This is a genomic window from Betaproteobacteria bacterium (genome assembly GCA_016713305.1).
In the GTDB taxonomy this organism is placed as follows: Bacteria; Pseudomonadota; Gammaproteobacteria; order Burkholderiales.
The window spans coordinates 312450-333689 of sequence record JADJPK010000005.1 but is presented as its reverse complement, the minus strand read 5'-3'; the positions used below and the strand labels follow the sequence as shown (position 1 = coordinate 333689).

Genomic DNA, 21240 nt, shown 5'->3' with positions numbered 1-21240 from the left:
TCGGGAATCCGGGCGTGGGCGGCAAGCCGCCTTGGCAGGTGCGCCGCTCACGATCCGCGACCGTCCAGCAGGAGGTTCAGTTGCAGGACGTTGACGCGCGGCTCGCCGAGAAAGCCGAACTTGCGCTGCACGGCGACGCGTTCGACGAGTGCGGTCACGGCGGCGGCGTCCAGGCCGCGGGCCGCTGCCACGCGGGGCACCTGATAGCGCGCTCCGGCAATGGTGATCTCGGGATCCAGCCCGCTCGCCGAGGCGGTGACGAGATCCACCGGAATCGGGCGCCGGTCCCCCGGAGCCGCGGCGCGCAGCGCGTCGATGCGCGCCTTGACCGCATCCGTGAGCGCGGGATTGGCGGGGCCCTGATTGGAGCCACTCGATGCAGACGCGTTGTAGGGCATGCCTCCCGTCGCCGAAGGACGGCCCCAGAAGTACTTCGGATCGGTGAAGTTCTGGCCGATCAGCGACGAGCCGACGATCCGGCCGTCACGGCGGATCAGGCTTCCCTCGCTTTCGTGGGGAAAGGCGAGCCTCGCCACCACCGTCACCAGGACAGGGTAGAGCGCGCCGGTGAGCAGCGTCAGCGCGACGAACAACGACAGGGCAGGACGAAGCAGAGTCCCCATGGCATACCTCCTCAGGCAAGACCCAGAGTGGCGATCAGCAGGTCGATCGCCTTGATTCCGATGAACGGTGCGACGATGCCGCCCACACCGTAGACCGCCAGATTGCGCCGCAACACCGTCGCCGCGCCCGAAGGGCGATAGGTCACGCCCTTCAATGCGAGCGGAATGAGCACGACGATGATCAGCGCGTTGAAGATCACGGCGGACAGAATGGCCGACGCGGGCGAAGCAAGCCCCATCACGTTGAGGGCGGCCAGTTGCGGGTAAGTCGCGACGAAGGCGGCGGGAACGATGGCGAAGTACTTCGCGACATCGTTGGCGACGCTGAACGTCGTGAGCGCACCCCGGGTCATCAGCATCTGCTTGCCCGTCTCCACGACCTCGATGAGCTTGGTCGGGTTACTGTCGAGATCGACCATGTTGCCGGCCTCCTTCGCGGCCTGTGTTCCGGTGTTCATGGCCACGGCCACGTCCGCCTGAGCGAGCGCGGGCGCATCGTTCGTGCCGTCGCCCGTCATGGCGACCAGCCGGCCCTCGCCCTGGAACTTGCGGATCAACTGAAGCTTCGCCTCCGGCGTGGCCTCGGCAAGAAAATCGTCCACACCGGCCTCCGCCGCAATGGCGGCCGCGGTCAGCCGGTTGTCGCCGGTGATCATCACGGTGCGGATTCCCATGCGCCGCAATTCGGCGAAACGCTCCTTGATGCCGCCCTTCACGATGTCCTTCAGCTCCACGACGCCCAGGACCCTGGCGTCATCCGCGACCACGAGCGGCGTGGATCCGCGGCGGGCGGTCTCCTCGACCGAAGCCACCACGTCGGGTGGAAAGCGGCCACCCTGGGATTCCACGTGCGTGCGGATCGCATCCGCGGCCCCTTTGCGGACGCGGCGGAGCCCCAGGTCCACACCGCTCATGCGAGTCTGCGCCGAGAAATGGACGAACGTCGCGCCCAGCGCTGCGATGTCGCGGGCGCGCAGATTGAACCGCTGCTTGGCCAGCACGACGATGCTGCGGCCTTCGGGTGTTTCGTCGGCCAGCGAGGCGAGCTGGGCAGCATCGGCCAAGTCCGCCTCCGTCACGCCTTGTGCCGGCAGGAACGCTGCCGCCTGGCGATTGCCGAGGGTGATGGTGCCGGTCTTGTCCAGCAGGAGCACATCGACGTCGCCCGCCGCCTCGACAGCACGGCCCGACGTCGCGATCACGTTCGCCTGCATCATGCGGCTCATGCCGGCAACGCCGATGGCGGAGAGCAAGCCGGCGATCGTGGTCGGAATGAGGCACACGAGCAGCGCCACGAGAACGGTCAGCGACACGGGCGCACCGGCCCCGGACGCGGCAACGCTGTAGAGCGAGTAAGGCAGCAGCGTGACCGTGACGCCCAGGAAGATGATCGTCAGCGCCACCAGCAGAATGGTCAGGGCGATCTCGTTGGGTGTCTTCTGGCGCTTGGCGTTCTCCACCATGGCGATCATGCGGTCCACGAAAGTCTCCCCCGGGTTCACGGTGACGCGCACGACGATCCAGTCGGACAGCACCCGCGTGCCTCCGGTCACGGCGGAGAAATCGCCGCCGGATTCGCGGATCACCGGCGCCGATTCTCCGGTGATCGCGCTTTCGTCGACCGAGGCCACGCCGTCGATGACTTCGCCATCGGCCGGAATGACCTCCTGGGCGGCGACCAGGACGCAGTCGCCACGGCGCAGATCCGTGGCAGGCACCGTGTGCCATTCCGAACTCACGGTCTCTCCATGGAGCTTCTTGGCCCACGTCTCCTTCTTGAGGCCCCGCAAGGCTGCCGCCTGCGCCTTGCTCCGGCCTTCGGCGAGCGCCTCGGCGAAGTTCGCGAAGAGGACGGTGAACCAGAGCCAGAGGGTGATGCCGGCGATGAACCAGGCCGAGGCTTCGGCCTGGCCGCGCAGGGCCTCGATCCAGAGCAGTGTGGTGAACGCGCTGCCGATGTAGACGACGAACATCACCGGATTGCGCCATTGCACGCGCGGATCGAGCTTGCGCAGCGCTTCGACGAGCGCCGGTCCGGCAAGCTGGGTGTCGAACAAGGAATGGTGGCGGATGGTCATGGTGATCCCCCTGGGCTCAGCGCAGGGCAGCCTGCGCGAGATGCTCCGCCACCGGCCCGAGGGCCAGCGCCGGAACGTAGTTGAGCAGTCCGATCAGCAGCACGGTGCCGATCAGCAGGACGACGAACAGCGGGCCGTGCGTGGGCATGGTGCCGTTGCCGGCCGCAATGCGCTTCTTCGCGGCGAGCGCGCCGGCCATCGCGAGCACCGGCACGATGACGCCGAATCGGCCAAGCCACATCGCGAAGGCCAGAGCGTTGTTGTAGAAGAAGGTGTTGGCCGACAGGCCGGCGAAGGCACTGCCGTTGTTGTTCCCCGCGGAAGTGAACGCGTACAGGATCTCCGAGAACCCGTGCGCGCCCGGATTGGCCACGCCCACCCTGCCGGGTTCGACCGCTACCGCGACTGCCGTACCGATCAGGACCACCAGGGGCGTCACCAGTATGGCGATGGACGTCATCTTCATCTCGTACGCCTCGATCTTCTTGCCCAGATACTCCGGCGTGCGGCCGATCATCAAGCCCGCGATGAACACTGCGAGAACGGCGAACACGAGCATCCCGTACAGTCCGGCTCCGACGCCGCCGAATACGACTTCGCCGAGTTGCATCAGCACCAGCGGCACCATGCCGCCGAGAGCCGTGAACGAGTCGTGCATGGCGTTGACCGCACCGCAAGAGGCGGCCGTCGTGATGGCGGCGAACAGGCCCGACTGCGCAATCCCGAACCGCGTCTCCTTGCCCTCCATGTTTCCACCTGGCTGCTCGCCGGAGATGCCCTGATCGACACCCAGGGACGTCAACACCGGATTGCCGGCCTGTTCGAATGTCATCGCACCCACGGCGAACACGACGAACAGGACTCCCATGGCGGCGAAAATGGCCCAGCCCTGACGCTCGTCGCCCACCATGCGCCCGAAGGCGATGCAGAGGCCCGCAGGGATGAGGAAGATCGCGAGCATCTCCACGAGATTCGTGAGCGGGGTGGGATTCTCATAGGGGTGCGCGGAGTTGGCGTTGAAGAAGCCACCGCCGTTGGTACCGATCATCTTGATCGCCTCCTGCGAGGCGACAGGACCCATGGCGATCGTCTGCGTGCGGATCGTCTCCGTGTCGACCACGGGCTTGCCGGCCAGGTCGACGACCGGCTGGCCCGCTGAATCCACCCTGGGCCTGTCGACGGACGTCCCGTCGAGTGTCGTGGCTTCCTTGTAGGCGTCGAAATTCTGGATGACCCCCTGGCTCACCAGGAACACGGACAACAGGATGGAGACGGGCAGCAGCACCCAGACCGTGGCCCGCGTGAGATCCAGCCATGCGTTTCCGATGGTTCCGCTGCCGTGGCGCGCGAATCCCCGGATGAGGGCGATGGCCACGACGATGCCTGTCGCGGCGGAGAGGAAGTTCTGCACGGCGAGCGCTCCGCTCTGCACGAAGTAGCTCATGGCAGCCTCGCCCGCGTAGCCTTGCCAGTTCGTGTTCGTGACGAAGCTCACGGCTGTGTTCAGCGCCGAATCCGCACTCACCGCGGGGAGCGCCTGCGGATTCAGCGGCAGGACACTCTGCAGCCGCTGCAGCAGATACACGGCGATGACGCCGATCCCGTTGAAGACGAGCAGGGAGATCGCGTAGCGGGACCACCCGGTTTCCTCGTCCGGACGGACGCCGCACAGAGTCAGCAGACGTGTCTCGAAGCGGGCGCCGAACGGCAGCCGCCCCTCGAAAACCGCGGCGAGGTACAACCCGACCGGCCGCGCAAGCAGGGCGACGGCGAGCAGGAACACCGTCAGGAGAATCCAGGCGTGGGTCGTCATGAGAAGTCCTCCGGGCGCAGGAGCGCCACCACGAGATAGATCAAGAGGCCGGCGGCGACGAGCGCGCCCAGCGCGTACAGGGCGCTCACGGCCGGGACCCCAGCCGGTCGCAGAGCATGATCAATCCTCCCGCCAGCCCGATCAGGGCGAGGAAGACGACAAGGGCGAGCATGTCGGTCATGGCCACCTCCTTCGTAGATGCCGGGAGACAGTGTAGGAGCGCTGCCATCAGGGCGGGGCCAAATGTGTGCCGACGAATATCAAGAAACCATCAAGACCGTACCGAAATGCCCTGCAGCGCGACGTTTCGGGGATGCGGAAAGCGCGGGCTAGCCAATCGGGCGCCCCTCTCGTCATAATCCGGGCATGATCTCCGCCAAGCCGACAGTACAGATCGACAACGACCGGGTCCGGGTGACGGAATGGCGGTTCGCTCCCGGGGCGGCCACGGGATATCACCGGCACGAGATGGACTATGTCGTCGTTCCGCTGGTCGACGGCCGGGTCCGGCTGGTGGAACCCGCAGGCACCCGCGAGGTGCAACTGCACGCCGGCGTGTCCTATTCGCGGCAGGCGGGCGTGGAACACGATGTCATCAATGCGAACGATCACGAGTTCGCGTTCGTCGAGATCGAGCTGAAGGGTTGATCACGCCGATGCCCGTTCAGCATTCATGAGCGTCGTCGCGGTCTTCAACCAGAAGGGCGGCGTCGGCAAGACGACCACCACGTTCAATCTCGCCGCCGCGCTCACCCGCGCCGACCGACCGCCGGTGGCCATCGATCTCGATCCGCAGTCTCACCTGTCGCTGGCGGCCGGTGTCCGCAACGTGCCGGGGACGGAAAGCGTCTATGCCTTCTTCACCCAGGACGTGCCCCTTGACCGGCTTGCACGCGAGGTCCCTCCGGGTTTCCGTCTCGTCCCGTCCTCGCTGGACCTGTCGAAGGTGGATGCGCTTCATGGATCGGATGTCAGCATGACGCGAAAGCTGAAGGCCGGCGTGGAGGCTGCAGGCTGGATGGAGCATCCCGACGTACTCATCGATTGCTGTCCCATGCTGGGGGTGCTGACGCTGAACGCGTTGATGGCGGCGGATCACGTGCTGATTCCCGTATCCGCGGATTTCCTGTCCCTGCAGGGTGTCCACAGGATCAACGCGGCGCTGGATGTCCTGGAGCGCAAGGGCAACCGCAAGTTTCACCGGCGGGTGGTCGTGACGCGCTACGACGCCCGCCGCAAGCTGTCGTTTCGCATCTATCGCGACCTGCAGCAGGCGTTCGGCCCGATCGTCTGCGAAACGCGCATCCACGAAGCCGTGTCGTTGGCGGAAAGTCCGATGCACGGCAAGGACATCTTCGCATTCGCTCCGTCCAGCCAGGGTGCCGCCGATTACCGGGCGCTGTTGCAGGAGCTGGACTCGACCGGCTTCCTGGCTCCTCCCTGATGCCTCCGCGGCACCTGGGGAACATGCCGGCCCGGAACACCGTGTCCGCCGGATACCCGTGCACGTCCGGCATTCCGGACGTCCAGATCGCGGCGGCTGGCCGCATCGTGGCTGTCGATCGACGCCCTGCGACGATGCGGCGGCATCGGTGGGGTGCGTATCGATCGCACCTTCCCTAGAATCCACGGTTCACGTCCGATCAACCAGGAGAACCGTCATGTCCCGACTGAATCGTGCGGTGAGTTGCGTTGTGGCCCTCGCGTGCCTGACCGGTACACCGGCCTTCGCCAATATGGGCGAATCGGGTGCCTCGAGCACGGAGGCGAACTTCGTCGCCGGCCGGCAGGCCATCGAGAAGCAGGATTGGGAGGGTGCGCTGAACGCGCTGCGCAAGGCCGTCGCTGCCGACCCCGGCAACGCGGACGCGCACAACTGGCTCGGTTTCGCCTACCGGAAGCTTGGAAAGTTCGCCGAATCGTTCAGCGCCTACGACGAAGCGCTGCGGATCAACCCGCAGCACAAGGCGGCTCACGAATACATCGGCGAGGCTTACCTGCAGACGGATCAGCTCGACAAGGCCGAGACGCATCTGGCGGAACTGAACCGCCTGTGTACCCCGATTCCGTGCGAGGAGTACAAGGATCTCAAGCGGGCGATCAACGAATACAAGAAATCGCACCGATGAAGCGTGCATCGTCCGTGCGCGCCGTCGTCTGGGACTTCGGCGGCGTCTTCACCACGAGCCCCTTCATCGCGTTTGCCCGCTACGAGCGTGAGCATGGCCTGCCCCAACACTTCATCCGGACCGTGAACACGGTCAATCCGGATCACAACGCCTGGGCCCGGCTCGAACGCGCCGAGATCGATCTCGAAGGGTTCGACTCCGCTTTCGCCGAGGAGTCTGCGGCGCTCGGCCACGCGGTACCGGGACGCGACGTCGTCCGCCTGCTTTCGGCGAGGTGCGTCCGGCGATGGTGGAGGCCCTGCGGCGCTGCCGTACTCACCTTCGCACGGCGTGCATCACGAACAACTTCGGGGCCGTGGGACCGGAAGTCGTCTCCGCGGAACGTGCCGCGGCCTGGCGGGATGTCGCAAGCCTGTTCGAGTTCGTGCTGGAGTCGAGCAAGGTGGGCGTGCGCAAGCCGGAGCCCGCCATCTACCGCATGGCGTGCGACCAACTGGGCGTGACCCCTGGCGAAACCGTCTTCCTCGACGACCTTGGCATCAATCTGAAACCTGCCCGAGCGTTGGGCATGGCCACCATCAAGGTGGACGATCCGGACGTGGCACTGCAGGAACTTGAGGCCCTCACCGGCCTCGCGCTGCGCTGACGCGGCCGCTCAGTTCTGCCCGGGCGCTCGCCTGGGCTTGCGGCCGGCGCGTGCGAATGCCCGGTCGAACACGGACCTGGGCAGTACGCGCAGCAGCTTCGCCACGGCCGCCATCTGCCAGGGCACGACCGCGTACGGCCGCCTGGCATCGATGACGCGAGCGAACCGCTCCGCAGCCTCGTCGACGTTCAGCAGGAACGGCATCGGATAGGGATTGCCTGCCGTCATCCCGGTCGCGATGTAGCCGGGAAGCAGCGTCACGACATCGACACCAGTACCACGCAACTCGACGCGCAGACTCTCCAGGAAGGTGATGAGGGCGGACTTGGAGGCGCAATAGGCGCCTGCGCCCGGAAGGCCACGGATCCCCGCTACGCTCGCCACGCCCACGAGCGCGCCCGAACCGCGCGCACGCATCGCCTCCACGAACGGCTGGAAGGTCTTCACGGCCCCCACGACATTGACGTCCATGATCCACTGCAGGGTCTCGAGGTCGTCGGCGAACCCGGTGAGATTGCCGGCATTGACGCCCGCGTTGGCAATGACGATGTCCGGCGTGCCGTAGGCCGCCGTGAACTGCGCGGCAGCCGTGGTCATTGCGTCGCGGTCCCGGACGTCGGCCGCGTAGATTCCGCACGGCACGCCCAGCGTGCTCGCCAGAGTGTCGAGCCGGTCCCGCCGGCGCGCCACCAGACCGAGAGTCCAACCGCGGCGCGCATAGACGCGTGCCAGTGCGGCGCCGATGCCGTCGGACGCACCCGTGATGAATGCGCTGGCAGAAGCGCTCGCGGGTTTCATTCGCAGCGGACCGCAGAAACGAAGAAGCCGGCTCGAGGGCCGGCTTCCGGTGGCATCACTTGCCCGACTTCTTCTTTTCCATCCCGATCAGTTCATCGATGATCTGGTGCACTCGCGCGTAGTCGGGCTTGCCGCCCTCGACGGCAAAGGAAGGGCCCGTCAGATACTTGCCCGCCACGGCCACCGTGGGCGTGCCGGTGATGCGATAGGCCTTGGTCATCTGCATGGCCCGCTGCACCTTGTTGTTCACACCGAAGGAATCGTAGGCTTCGGCGAACTTCTTGGCGTCGATGCCCGGCTGCTGCGCGACCCACTTGTTCAGGATTTCGCGATCCCAGAGCTTCAGGTGTTTTTCGTGCACGGCGTCGTAGACCTTCTCGTGAAACTGATCCACCAGGCCGAGTGCCTCGAGGGCGTAGTAGATCTTGGCCTGGGGAATGCGCGATTCGTCCCAGACCGTGGGCACGTACCGGAACTCGACATCCTTCGGCTTCTTCGCCTTCCACGCCTTCATGGCCGGCTCGAAGTCGAAGCAGTGTCCGCAACCGTACTGGAAGAACTCGAGCACCTCGACCTTGCCCGCCGCTTCCGGCGCCTGGGCCTGGGCCAGGGGCTTGTAATCCTTGTCGGGCTCGACCTTGGCCAGGGCGCTGCCGCCCGCAAAGACCAGTACTGCGGACATCAGCAATGCCGGAATACGCTTCATTTCACCTCCTGGGTTCGGTAATCGGCCGGTCTCAAGGCGCCCGCTTTTCCTGCACTTTGATCAGCGACGCTTCCATATGGTTCTCTTTCAGTCGCGCCTTGACCGGTTCCATGGACTCAACGCTCTGGAATGGACCGAGGCGGACACGATGCCACGTCTTGTCGTCGGGCAGGACTGCCGTCTGGATCTGAGCCTCGAAACCCGCCAAGGCGAGTTTCGCCTTGAGGTTATCGGCATCCGCGGCGTTCTGGAAAGCCCCGACCTGGAGGAAATACGTGCCTGCCGGCTTGCCGCCGTCGGGCCTGGCGTCGGCAGCTCTGGGGACTTCGCTCTCCTTCACCGGCTGTTCCTTGCCCGCCAGGATTCCATAGAAGTCGAAGTCCGACTTGCCCGGCGCCGCTCCCGCCGCGTCGGACTTGCCCGCGTCTTCCGGAGTGGCAGAAGGTGACTTCTGTGCAGCGGGCGGCTTGGGGGGAGGAATCGGCTTCAGTTCTCTCGCCTGCTCCACGGGCTTGAACGGCTCGGGCATCTTGAAGAGATAGATCGCCACGCCCAGCGCTATGGCCAGCCCGACGACGAGGCCGATGACGATGCCGACCAGCATCGAGCTGCCGGACCGGCCGGAGGAACGCGGAGACGGCGATTTGTAGTCTTTGGTAGCCACGAGGCTCACATTTTCTCGGGGACGCCCACGCCCAGGAGGACGAGGCCATTTCGCAGCACCTGACGCACGGCCGCAACCAGGGCAAGCCGTGCCAGACGCAGTTCTTCCTCCGGAACGAGGAAGTGGGTCGCGTTGTAGTAGCTATGGAACTCGCCCGCAAGATCGCGAAGGTAGAAGGCCAGCGCGTGCGGAGCGAGATCGCGCGCCGCGGCTTCCACCGCGTCGGGATAGTCCTGCAGTCGCTGCATGAGCGTAGCCTCCTGCGGGGCGGCGAGCGGCAGAAGATCGGTGTCCGCAAGCGACGCCTCGTCGCCCCCCCACTGCTGCATCACGCTGCACACGCGGGCATGGGCGTATTGGATGTAGTACACCGGATTGTCGTTGCTCTGGGACTTGGCGAGATCCAGGTCGAAATCCAGGTGCTGATCGCACTTGCGCGCCAGATAGAAGTAACGCGTGGCGTCGACGCCCACCTCGTCGAAGAGATCCTCGAGCGTGACGAAGCTGCCGCTTCGCTTGCCCATCTTGACCGGCTCTCCGCCGCGAAACAGGGCGACGAGCTGGATGAGCGGCACCTCCAGCGTTTCCGGATCGTGGCCCAAGGCCTGCAAGGCCGCCTTCACTCGCGGGATATATCCGTGGTGATCCGCCCCCCAGACATCGATGACGCGCTCGAAGCCGCGCACGATCTTGTCGTGGTGATAGGCAATGTCGGAGGCGAAGTAGGTGTAGAGACCGTTCTCCCGCTGGACCACGCGGTCCTTGTCGTCGCCGAAGGCGGTGGATCGGAACCACCGCGCCCCATCCTGCATGTAAAGGTGCCCGCGGCTTTCCAGCAGATCCAGTACCTCGGCGACACGGCCGGACTCGAAGAGCGATCTTTCCGAGTACCACATGTCGAACCGCACGCCGAAGCGCCCCAACACATCGCGGATCTCGTCGAGCTGCCGCTCCAGCACCTGCCGCGTGAGGTGGCCGAAGTCGTCGCCCAGCAGATGCTTGGCCCGCTCGATGAGGGCGTCCATGCGCACCTCCACCGCGTCCTCGTCGGTGTCGTCCGCGGCCGGCAACCCCGTCGCCACTTCCTGCGGCGAGCGCACGAAACGGTCGCCATCGAGCGCCTTCAGCTCCTCGGCACGCAAGCGGACATAGTCGCCCTGATAACCGTTGGCGGGAAACGGAACGGTGGGACCGAACAGTTCGAGATACCGCACCCAGGCGGACACGGACAGGATATCCATCTGCCGTCCGGCGTCGTTGACGTAGTACTCCCGGAACACGTCGAAGCCTGCGGCCTTCAGCACGTTGGCCAGACTGTCTCCGTAAGCGGCCCCGCGCCCGTGCCCGACGTGCAGAGGGCCCGTCGGATTGGCGGAGACGTACTCCACCTGGATCTTGCGCCCCCTGCCGAAGGTGCCGACGCCATAGGTCTCGCCCAGCGCCAGGACACGGCGCACGATCTGGCAGCGCGCCTGCGGGCGCAGGAAGACATTGATGAAACCGGCCCCGGCGATCTCGACCTTTTCCACCCAGGGTGAATCGGGAAGCTGGTCGACGATGCTCTGCGCGATCTGCCGGGGATTCTTCTTGAGCGCCTTCGCAAGCTGCATGGCCGCGTTGCAGGCGTAGTCCCCGTGGGTGGAAGACTTGGGACGCTCGAGCGTGACTGAAGTCGCGGCCGCTTCGGGTGCAACGACTTCCAGCGCTGTCCGGAACAGCTCCGCGAGATGGGTCTTGGCGTCGAGAGGGGTGGATGCTGCGGACATGGGCTCAACCGGCAAAGCGCTGGATTATAGCCGCGGGTTTGCTCCGGTCCCTGTCACCACGACCGATTCCCCGCGGGCCCGCATGTCAGGAATCCAGCGGATCCACGTCGACGGACCAGCGTACGCGGCGCGATTGGAGTTGCGGAATCCAGCTCCGGAGCAGTCGATGGAGCGGAGCACGCTCCGCGCTCTGGACCAGCAGCTGGCCGCGCCATTTTCCGGCGAGCTTCGCCATCCACGCGGGCACCGGATCGTAGACACTCACCCCCGGCGCCAGCTGCCGTGCGAGGGCGGCGGCGGAGTCCAGAAACTCGAACACCGCGGACTGGTCGCCGGCCTCCGCCCGCAACAGGACCTGATGGGAGAACGGAGGGAAGGACATCCGTTCGCGGACCGCCAGCTGCTGCTCGGCAAAAGCAGCGTAATCCTGCTTCACCAGCGCTGCATAGAGCGGATGATCCGGCATGCGGGTCTGCACGAGGACTTCCCCCGGCAGACCTGCCCGGCCCGCGCGGCCGGAAACCTGAAGCAGCAGGGCGAACAGACGTTCCTCGGCCCGAAAATCCGCGGCAAGCAGCGCGGCGTCGGCATCCACGACGCCGACCAGCGTCAGCCTCGGAAAGTCGTGACCCTTGGCGAGCATCTGCGTTCCCACCAGAATGTCCAGCCTGTTCTCTTCCACGTCGTCGCGCAGCCGGTTGAAGGCATCCTTCTGCCGCGTGCTGTCCCTGTCGACACGGGCAATGCGAGCACCGGGAAGACGCGCTGCCAGGGCCGCCTCCAGGCGCTGTGTCCCCGCACCGACGGGCAGCAAGTCCTGATTTCCGCAACTGGGACAATGGCGGGCGATCGCCTCTTCGTGCCCGCAGTAATGACAGCGCAGTCTTCCGGCGCTCAGGTGGACCGTCAGACGGGCGCTGCAGCGGCTGCAGGGCGCCACCCATCCGCACGCGTGGCAGAACAGGGTCGGCGCGTATCCGCGCCGGTTGAGGAAGACGAGCGACTGCTCGCCCCGCTCCAGCGTACGCGCCAAGGCGCCGCCAAGGACTGGCGAGATTCCGTCTCCTTGTCCCAGGTCGCGGCAATCGACCAGACGAATCACCGGGGCCGCACTGCGAGGACGCTGAGGAAGCCTCAGCAGCACATAGCGGGCGGTCGACGCATGCCGCCAGCTTTCCATGGAAGGTGTGGCCGAACCCAGCACCACGGGAATCCCTTTTTCGCGGGCGCGGAAGATCGCCACGTCCCGCGCGTGGTAACGCAATCCTTCCTGCTGCTTGTACGACGGGTCGTGCTCCTCGTCGACGACGATGAGTCCGAGGCGGGGCATCGGGGTGAATACAGCGAGGCGCGTCCCGATCACGATGGCCGCCTCCCCCCTTGCCGCCGTCAGCCACCGCTCGCAACGTTCTCCGTCAGCAAGATGACTGTGCAACGCCACCACCTTGTCACGGCCGAAACGATCGCTGACGCGCGCCTCGAGCTGGGGCGTGAGATTGATTTCGGGGACCAGCAGAAGGGCCTGGCGGCCTCGCGACAGGACTTCCTCGATGACCCGAAGGTAGACCTCTGTCTTGCCGCTGCCTGTCACCCCGTGAAGAAGCGTGGGAGCGAAGCTGTCGAGGCTGGCTGCGATTCGTGCGACCGCCTCCTGTTGCGACTGCACGAGTATCGGTCCGCTCTCCGCGAACACCGGGCCGGACTCCGGGACCGAGGCAGGCGCATCGCTTGTCTGTACCCAACCGCGTTTGAGGAATTCGCGCAGCCATCGTTGCCCGGTCTCTCCCATCGTCTCGACCTGCGACCGGGAGACCGTGCCGTTGCAGCGCAGCAGCGCCAGCAGGCTCCGTTGGGCGATCGACCGGGAAGAAATCGCGTCCGGCTCGACCGCCCGCCCCGAATCGGTCAGAACGTACCAGGTGGAGCGGTTGACCGAACGGCTCGATGTCCTGCGCAGCGCCGTGGGCAGCGCAGTATGCAGCGTGGCCCCCAAAGGGTGCGCGTAGTAACGGCTGCAGAAGGACGCCAGATGGAGAAAGTCGGCAGGCAGCGCCGGCAGATGGCGCAAGAGCCGGAGAGGCGATTTGAGCCTGTCGGGCGAAACGGAAGTCGTCTCAGCCGTTTCGACGACCACCCCTACGGCGCGACGCCGGCCGAAGGGCACGACGATCAGTTCGCCCGGCGTGGCCCTGCCTTCCGGTGGTTCGGTGTAGTCGAACAGCTCATCGACGGGCACATCCAGGGCCACGCGAAGAATGGTCATCCGGGTTTCCTGGCATCAGCGGGTTAGCCTCGACAGCTACGGAATTGCGTCACATGCGACGTGGAACCCTATGGCCGGCAAGATGTTTTCGTGATCGATCATTGCTGTGGATAAATCTGTTGATAGGCCCCGCCGGCAAATGTCAAGCGCGTTCCTTTCCGGATTGCGCAACCCAGTCCGACCGCTACCACTTTATTACCAGAAATCAACGAGGTGCACGACAAACCGGGCATTCCATCTGGATAACGGCACGCAAGTGCGCGACCACGCTCCCAATTTGTGCATAAGTTGGCCGTTCGCCCGGGCGAACCTCGACTAATGATAGTTTCTGGACTGCTCGTGGACGGCATCCACGAGCGCCGCCACGTTTTCCGGAGGTGTGTGCCGTGATACGCCGTGACCGAGGTTGAACACGTGGCCGCTGCCGGATCCGTAGGCGGCGAGCACCTTATGGGCCTCGCGTCGCACGGTGTCCGGATCGGTCAGGAGAATGGAAGGATCGAGGTTACCCTGGAGCGCCACGCGGGTGCCCACCCGGGCTCGCGCCGCCCCGATGTCGATGGTCCAGTCCAGCCCCACGGCATCGCATCCGGTGGCCGCCATCCTTTCCAGCCACAGGCCGCCGCCCTTGGTGAAGAGGATGTTGGGAATCCGCTGGCCGTCACGCGTCCGGGTGATTTCCTGCACGATCTGATGCAGGTATTGCAGCGAGAATTCCGCATAGGACGCTTCGGAAAGGGCGCCGCCCCATGTGTCGAAGATCATGACCGCCTGCGCGCCGCTTTCGATCTGCGCATTCACGTAGGCGATGACCGCCTTGGCGGTGATTCCGAGAATCTTGTGCAGGAGATCCGGGCGCGCATACAGCATCGTCTTGACGCGCTCGAAGTCGGTGCCGCCCTGTCCCTCGATCATGTAGCAGGCAAGCGTGAACGGGCTTCCGGAGAAGCCGATCAGCGGGACTGTGTTGTCGAGCGCCTTTCGGATCTGCGACACCGCGTCCATGACATACCGCAGGTGATCCCATGGATCCGGCACCGAAAGATCGTTGATCTCCCACTCCTCACGCAGCGGCCGCTCGAAGCGGGGGCCCTCGCCTTCGGCGAAGTACAGGCCCAGTCCCATTGCGTCCGGGATCGTGAGGATATCGGAGAACAATATGGCGGCATCGAGGGGAAACCGCGCGAGCGGCTGCAGCGTGACCTCGGTCGCGAGATCGGGGCTGCGGCACAGCGAGAGGAAATCGCCCGCCCGTGCACGCGTGGCGTTGTACTCTGCAAGGTAACGACCTGCCTGACGCATGATCCAGATCGGCGTATAGGGGGTGGGCTCCCGGAGCAGGGCGCGAAGAAACGTGTCGTTCTTGGGACGTGACATGGGAGCAGGCACCCGCATCAACGGGTGACGGAAGTTGGGGGATTCGGAATGTCGCGGACGGGGATGTCCGAAAGAGTCCCCGGAGGTCGATGCTGCTCCGCCATGCCGGTGTGCGGCGGAGCAGACCGGATCACCGAGGCAGCTCGCTGCTTCCCATCAGGAATTCGTCCACTGCGCGCGCGCACTGGCGACCTTCCCGGATGGCCCAGACCACCAGCGACTGGCCCCGGCGCATGTCGCCGGCGGCAAACACCTTGGAAACGCTGGTGCGATAGCTACCCGACCCTTCCGTCACTGCTTTCGCGTTGCCGCGACCGTCCTTCTCCACGCCGAACGACTCGAGCACGGTGGCGACGGGCGAAACGAAGCCCATGGCAAAGAGGACCAGATCTGCGTGCAGCTCGAACTCGCTGCCGGCCACTTCCTGCATCTTCATCTGACCGGTCGCTGCGTCCTTCTTCCATTCGACGCGAACCGCCACGAGACCGGTCACTTGACCATTCTCGCCCTTGAATTCGCGGGTGGAGACTGCCCAGTCACGCGCACAGCCTTCTTCGTGCGAGGAAGAGGTGCGCAGCTTGAGCGGCCAGTAAGGCCAGGTCAGCGGCTTGTTCTCCTGCTCCGGGGGCTGCGGCAGCAGTTCGAACTGTGTCACGGACTTGGCGCCATGACGGTTGGAGGTGCCGACGCAATCGGAACCCGTGTCGCCCCCGCCGATGACGATGACGTGCTTGCCCGTCGCAAGAATCTGATCCTTGACCTTGTCCCCCGCGACCACCCTGTTCTGCATGGGCAGGAACTCCATCGCGAAATGAACGCCTTTCAGGTGTCGGCCGGGAATCTGCAGATCGCGCGACTGCTCTGCACCGCCGGACAACACCACGGCGTCGAAGTCCGCAAGGACGCGTTCAGCCGGGATCGTCTCCGTCGCTGCATTGCCGACCTTGGTGTCGGAAGGCAAGGCGCCGATCAGCACGCCGGGCCGGAACTCAACACCTTCCGCCTGCATCTGCGCCATGCGGCGATCGATGTGGTGCTTGTCCATCTTGAAATCGGGAATGCCGTAGCGGAGCAGTCCGCCGATCCTGTCGTTCTTCTCGAACACCACGACGGCGTGACCTGCGCGGGCGAGTTGCTGAGCACAGGCGAGCCCCGCAGGCCCCGAGCCCACCACTGCCACGCGCTTGCCTGTCTTGCGGACGGGCGGTTGCGGAACCACCCAGCCCATCTCCCAAGCCTTGTCGATGATCGCGTGTTCTATGGACTTGATGCCGACGGCGTCGTTGTTGATGTTCAGCGTACAGGCCGCTTCGCAGGGAGCAGGACAGATGCGGCCGGTGAACTCGGGAAAATTGTTCGTCGAATGCAGCGTGGCGATCGCGCTCTGCCAGTTCTGCTTGTAGACCAGGTCGTTCCAGTCCGGAATGATGTTGTTCACCGGACAGCCCTGCATGCAGAACGGAATGCCGCAATCCATGCAGCGCGCCCCCTGGAGCTTTGCCTCGTCGTCCTTGAGGTGGCCGACGAACTCGTGCCAATGCTTGAGCCGCGCATCCTTCGTTTCGGTGGCCTCGGCGAGGCGTTGGAACTCCATGAAACCGGTGATCTTGCCCATCGTCTTTGTCAGTCTTCAGTGATGTGGTGCCGTCCGCCGGAGGCTCGCGGAGGGAGCCGCGGACTTTCGCCCGCGGCCTTCTGGTGTCTGCGGATCAGGCTGCGATCTTGCCGTTCTTCTGCGCGAGTTCTCCCAGCGCACGGCGATACTCGTTCGGGAACACCTTGACGAAACGGGGGCGCCACTCGTTCCAGCTGTCCAGAATCGTCTGTGCCCGCGCACTTCCGGTGAAGCGGGCATGATTCTCGACGTAACGCTTGAGCACCGCCTCGTCGGAGGTCTGAAGGTGCCACAGGTCACGTGAGAGCCTGGCTTCCTGTTCCGATTCCGTCAGCACCGGTTCGAGTGTGACCATGGACAGGTTGCAGCGCGACTTGAACGAACCGTCCTCGTCCAGCACGTATCCGATGCCGCCGGACATGCCTGCCGCGAAGTTGCGGCCGGTCATTCCCAGCACCAGCACGGTTCCGCCCGTCATGTACTCGCACCCGTGGTCCCCGCACCCTTCCACCACCGCCACTCCACCGGAGTTGCGCACGCAGAAGCGCTCGCCGCCCACCCCGCGGAAATAGGCTTCACCCGCGATCGCTCCGTACATGACGGTGTTGCCCACGATGATGTTCTGGGTGGGGTCCCCGCGGAACTTGGGTGAAGGCTGCACCACGATGCGTCCGCCGGACAGCCCCTTGCCCACATAGTCGTTGGCCTCGCCGATGAGATCGAGCGTGATCCCGCGCGAAAGGAAGGCGCCGAAACTCTGACCCGCGGAACCCGCGAATTTCACGTGAATCGTATCGTCGGGCAGGCCGGCCAACCCGTAGCGGCGGGCGACCTCGGACGAAAGCATGGTGCCCACCGTCCGGTTCAGATTGCGGATCGGCATGTCGATGGCCACCTTCTCGCCGCGTTCGAGGGCCGGCCCCGCCAGCTCGATCAGCCTGTGGTCGAGTGCCTTCTCCAGCCCGTGATCCTGTGTTTCGACGTGCCTGCGAGCCACCTCGGCACTCACGGCCGGGGTATAGAAGACCTTGCTGAAGTCGAGCCCTCTCGCCTTCCAGTGATCGATCCCTGCCTTCATGTCCAGAAGATCCGACCGGCCGATGAGATCGTCAAAGCGGCGAATGCCCAGCTGCGCCATGTAGGACCGCACTTCTTCGGCAACGAAGAAGAAGTAATTCACCACGTGCTCGGGCTGACCGCGGAATTTCCTGCGCAGTTCCGGATCCTGCGTCGCAACGCCCACGGGACAGGTGTTGAGATGGCACTTGCGCATCATGATGCAGCCGGTCACCACCAGCGGGGCCGTGGCAAAGCCGAACTCGTCCGCGCCGAGCATCGCACCGACGACGACATCGCGGCCGGTCTTCATCTGGCCATCGACCTGTACGGCGATCCTTCCGCGCAGCTTGTTCAGCACCAGTGTCTGCTGCGTTTCGGCAAGCCCGAGTTCCCAGGGCGTGCCCGCATGCTTGATCGACGACCAGGGCGACGCCCCGGTTCCGCCGTCGTGCCCCGCAATGGTCACGTGGTCCGACTTGGCCTTGGACACACCCGCTGCCACCGTACCCACGCCGATCTCGGACACGAGTTTCACGCTGATGGACGCCCGAGGGTTGGCGTTCTTCAGGTCGTGGATGAGCTGCGCCAGATCCTCGATGGAATAGATGTCGTGATGCGGAGGCGGCGAGATGAGCCCCACGCCAGGCACCGAGAACCGCAGTTCCGCGATGTACTCGGAGACCTTGTGACCGGGCAACTGCCCGCCTTCTCCGGGCTTGGCGCCCTGGGCCATCTTGATCTGGATCTGGTCGGCCGAACCCAGGTACTCCGCCGTCACCCCGAACCGTCCGGAGGCGACCTGCTTGATCTTGGAGCGAAGCGAATCGCCTTCCTTGAGCTCGATGTCGCGCGCGACGCGGTCCTTGCCCAGCCGCGACGCCAGCGTTTCACCGCTCTTCACCGGCGTGAATCGCCGGGGATCCTCGCCTCCTTCACCCGTGTTGGACTTGCCGCCGATGCGGTTCATCGCAACGGCGAGCGTCGAATGCGCCTCTGTCGAGATGGAGCCGAGCGACATGGCACCAGTCGCAAATCGCTTCACGATCTCCTTCGCGGGTTCCACTTCTTCCAGCGGAACGGAACGATCCGGGTCCACGCGGAAATCGAAGAGCCCGCGGAAGGTCATGTGGCGCCGCGACTGATCGTTGATGATCCGTGCGTATTCCTGGTAGGTCTCGTAGGAGTTGGCGCGCGTGGAATGCTGGAGTTTCGCGATCGCATCCGGCGTCCACATGTGTTCTTCGCCGCGGATCCGGAAAGCGTATTCGCCGCCTGCTTCCAGTGCACCGGCCAGCACGGGATCGCTGCTGAAGGCGCTGCGGTGCATGCGGATCGCTTCTTCCGCCACCTCGAAGACGCCGATGCCTTCCACCGACGAGGTTGTTCCCGTGAAGTACTTGTCGACAAGAGTGCTGGCCAGCCCGACCGCCTCGAAGATCTGCGCGCCGGTGTAGGACATGTAGGTCGAGATGCCCATCTTCGACATGACCTTCATGAGCCCCTTGCCCACCGCCTTGACGAAGTTCTTCGCGGCCTTCTCGCCCGCGATGTCGGCCGGCAGCCCGTCCTGCGCAACCTGCAGCGTTTCCAGGGCGAGGTAGGGGTGCACCGCCTCGGCGCCGAAACCTCCGAGCAGCGCAAAGTGGTGCACTTCCCGTGCGGACCCTGTCTCGACCACCAGGCCGGCGGAGGTTCGCAGCCCGCGGTTGACGAGATCCAGGTGAATGGCCGATGTGGCGAGCAGCGCGGGAATGGCAACGCGTTCCGCGCTCACCTTGCGGTCCGACAGAATCAGGATGTTGTACCCCGAGCGGACCGCATCCACGGCCTCGGCGCAAAGACTCGCCAGACGCGCCTCGATGGCCTGATTGCCCCAGGCAACGGGATAGCAGATGTCGATTTCGTACGCGCGGAACTTGTTGTCCGTGTGCGCAGCGATGTGCCGGATCTTCTCCATGTCCGCGAAGTCGAGGACAGGCTGCGACAACTCGAGACGCATGGGGGGATTCGTTTCGTCGATGCCCAGCAGATTCGGCTTGGGGCCGACGAACGACACCAGCGACATGACCAATTCCTCGCGAATCGGATCGATCGGCGGATTGGTCACCTGCGCGAAGAGCTGCTTGAAGTAGTGGTACAGCGTCTTGTTCTTGTCGGACAGCACGGCCAGCGGGCTGTCGTTGCCCATGGAACCTATGGATTCCTCACCATTGCTGCCCATGGGCAGCAGCTGGAACTTGAGGTCCTCCTGCGTGTAGCCGAAGGCCTGCTGGCGGTCCAGCAGAGGCACGCTCGCCACGGGCAGCTCGACGTTCGGCTCCGCGATGTCGTCGAGCTTCACCCGGATGCTGTCGATCCAGCCCCGGTACGGCTTGGCAGCCGCCAGCTGGTCCTTGAGCTCCTTGTCGTCGATGATCCGGCCAAGCTCCAGATCCACGAGGAACATCTTGCCGGGCTGCAGGCGCCACTTCTTGACGACGCGGTCTTCGGAAATGGGCAGGACACCCGTTTCGGATGCCATCACGACATGGTCGTCGTCCGTCACGAAATACCGGGCAGGACGCAATCCGTTGCGGTCCAGAGTGGCACCGATCTGGCGTCCATCGGTGAAGGCCACCGCCGCGGGACCGTCCCAGGGCTCCATCATGGCCGCGTGATATTCATAGAACGCGCGGCGGTTGGGATCCATCAGCGTGTGCTTCTCCCACGCCTCGGGAATCAGCATCATCATGGCGTGGGACATCGAGTATCCGCTCATCACCAGCAGTTCGAGCGCATTGTCGAACGACGCCGAGTCGGACTGCCCCGGATAGACGAGCGGCCAGAGCTTGTCGAGGTCCTTGCCCAGTGCCGGAGAGGAGATCGCACCTTCACGGGCACGCAGCCAATTGACGTTGCCACGCAGCGTGTTGATCTCGCCGTTGTGGGCGATCAGCCGGAACGGATGGGCGAGGTCCCAGGTCGGGAAGGTGTTGGTCGAGAAGCGCTGGTGCACCAGTGCAAGGGCCGAAACCACCCGCGGATCCCGCAGGTCAAGGTAGTAGTTCCCCAGCTGATCGGCCAGCAGCATGCCCTTGTAGACGATGGTGCGTGCCGACATGGAGGGAACGTAGAACTCCTTGCCATGCGCAAGCTTGAGGGACTGGATCGCATGTCCGGAACGCTTGCGGATCACGTAGAGCTTGCGCTCGAGCGCATCGGTCACCGTGACATTGCTCCCGGCCCCGATGAACACCTGCCGCATGACCGGCTCGATGCGCTTGACCGACTCGCCGAGGACCGACTGGTCGCGCGGCACATCGCGCCAGCCGAGCAGCACCTGCCCTTCTGCGCGGATTGCGCGCTCGATCTCCTGCTCGCAAGCCAGCCGGCTGGCCGGCTCCTGCGGCAGGAAGACCATGCCCACGCCGTACTCGCCCAGCGGGGGAAGCTCGATGCCGCGCGACTTCAACTCCTCGCGGAAGAACGCACGGGGCAACTGGAGAAGAATACCGGCGCCGTCGCCGGCGAGCGGATCGGCGCCCGTCGCCCCCGATGGGTGAGATTGCGAAGAATCTGGAGGCCCTGCGCGACGATTTCGTGACTTTTTCGTCCCTTGATGTGGGCGACAAAACCCACGCCGCAGGCGTCGTGCTCGTTATGGGGGTGATACAACCCCTGTTGGCTCGGCGGGAAGGACTCAACCACGGTGTACCTCTCGGTC

At 65.0% G+C, this 21240-nt stretch carries 14 protein-coding genes and 2 pseudogenes; 4 read left to right on the top strand and 12 right to left on the bottom strand.

What is annotated here, in order from left to right; all coding sequences use genetic code 11:
- Positions 1 to 47: 47 nt before the first annotated feature.
- Genes kdpC through kdpF form a run of 4 tightly spaced genes read right to left on the bottom strand, consistent with a single transcriptional unit; the run spans position 48 to position 4603 of the window.
- On the bottom strand, positions 48 to 623 hold the full coding sequence (kdpC, locus tag IPK20_06475; GenBank protein MBK8016391.1) for a potassium-transporting ATPase subunit KdpC: 576 nt from the start codon (positions 621 to 623) through the stop codon (positions 48 to 50).
- 11 nt (positions 624 to 634) lie between these two features.
- The gene (kdpB, locus tag IPK20_06470) at positions 635 to 2701 is read right to left on the bottom strand and encodes a potassium-transporting ATPase subunit KdpB (protein ID MBK8016390.1); all 2067 of its coding nucleotides are present in this window, start codon (positions 2699 to 2701) and stop codon (positions 635 to 637) included.
- A 16-nt stretch (positions 2702 to 2717) separates the two neighbouring features.
- Entirely contained in the window at positions 2718 to 4514 is a 1797-nt protein-coding gene (kdpA, locus tag IPK20_06465; protein MBK8016389.1) for a potassium-transporting ATPase subunit KdpA, read from the bottom strand.
- On the bottom strand, positions 4511 to 4603 hold the full coding sequence (kdpF, locus tag IPK20_06460) for a K(+)-transporting ATPase subunit F (protein ID MBK8016388.1): 93 nt from the start codon (positions 4601 to 4603) through the stop codon (positions 4511 to 4513). Before kdpF ends, kdpA begins: the two co-directional genes overlap by 4 nt.
- 277 nt (positions 4604 to 4880) lie before the next feature.
- Here kdpF and IPK20_06455 point away from each other — a divergent pair, with 277 nt between their 5' ends.
- From IPK20_06455 to IPK20_06440, 4 genes and pseudogenes are all read left to right on the top strand, one after another.
- Complete coding sequence (locus IPK20_06455) at positions 4881 to 5162, top strand: cupin domain-containing protein (GenBank protein MBK8016387.1); 282 nt, start codon at positions 4881 to 4883, stop codon at positions 5160 to 5162.
- Positions 5163 to 5187: 25 nt separating this feature from the next.
- Complete coding sequence (locus IPK20_06450; protein ID MBK8016386.1) at positions 5188 to 5958, top strand: ParA family protein; 771 nt, start codon at positions 5188 to 5190, stop codon at positions 5956 to 5958.
- Positions 5959 to 6175: 217 nt separating this feature from the next.
- On the top strand, positions 6176 to 6643 hold the full coding sequence (locus IPK20_06445; protein ID MBK8016385.1) for a tetratricopeptide repeat protein: 468 nt from the start codon (positions 6176 to 6178) through the stop codon (positions 6641 to 6643).
- Positions 6640 to 7289, top strand: a pseudogene (locus IPK20_06440) (HAD-IA family hydrolase). The gene IPK20_06445 and the pseudogene IPK20_06440 overlap by 4 nt, the downstream one beginning before the upstream one ends.
- 9 nt (positions 7290 to 7298) lie before the next feature.
- Here IPK20_06440 and IPK20_06435 read toward each other — a convergent pair.
- The 8 genes and pseudogenes from IPK20_06435 to IPK20_06400 all read right to left on the bottom strand — a co-directional run bounded on the left by IPK20_06435 (position 7299) and on the right by IPK20_06400 (position 21191).
- Positions 7299 to 8087, bottom strand: coding sequence for an SDR family oxidoreductase (locus tag IPK20_06435; protein ID MBK8016384.1), 789 nt, complete (start codon positions 8085 to 8087; stop codon positions 7299 to 7301).
- A gap of 55 nt (positions 8088 to 8142) precedes the next feature.
- Positions 8143 to 8793 (bottom strand): thiol:disulfide interchange protein DsbA/DsbL, encoded by a 651-nt coding sequence (locus tag IPK20_06430; protein MBK8016383.1) that lies wholly within the window; start codon positions 8791 to 8793, stop codon positions 8143 to 8145.
- A 31-nt stretch (positions 8794 to 8824) separates the two neighbouring features.
- Positions 8825 to 9457: an SPOR domain-containing protein gene (locus IPK20_06425; GenBank protein ID MBK8016382.1), complete on the bottom strand. Its 633-nt coding sequence runs from the start codon at positions 9455 to 9457 to the stop codon at positions 8825 to 8827.
- Positions 9458 to 9462: 5 nt separating this feature from the next.
- On the bottom strand, positions 9463 to 11223 hold the full coding sequence (locus IPK20_06420) for an arginine--tRNA ligase (GenBank protein ID MBK8016381.1): 1761 nt from the start codon (positions 11221 to 11223) through the stop codon (positions 9463 to 9465).
- Positions 11224 to 11308: 85 nt separating this feature from the next.
- Complete coding sequence (locus tag IPK20_06415; GenBank protein ID MBK8016380.1) at positions 11309 to 13486, bottom strand: primosomal protein N'; 2178 nt, start codon at positions 13484 to 13486, stop codon at positions 11309 to 11311.
- 315 nt (positions 13487 to 13801) lie between these two features.
- Positions 13802 to 14863 carry a uroporphyrinogen decarboxylase gene (locus IPK20_06410; GenBank protein MBK8016379.1) on the bottom strand — a complete coding sequence of 354 codons (1062 nt, stop codon included), beginning with the start codon at positions 14861 to 14863 and terminating at the stop codon, positions 13802 to 13804.
- A 130-nt stretch (positions 14864 to 14993) separates the two neighbouring features.
- Positions 14994 to 16478 carry a glutamate synthase subunit beta gene (locus IPK20_06405; GenBank protein MBK8016378.1) on the bottom strand — a complete coding sequence of 495 codons (1485 nt, stop codon included), beginning with the start codon at positions 16476 to 16478 and terminating at the stop codon, positions 14994 to 14996.
- Between the two features lie 94 nt (positions 16479 to 16572).
- Positions 16573 to 21191: pseudogene (locus IPK20_06400) on the bottom strand (glutamate synthase subunit alpha).
- Positions 21192 to 21240 lie beyond the last annotated feature (49 nt).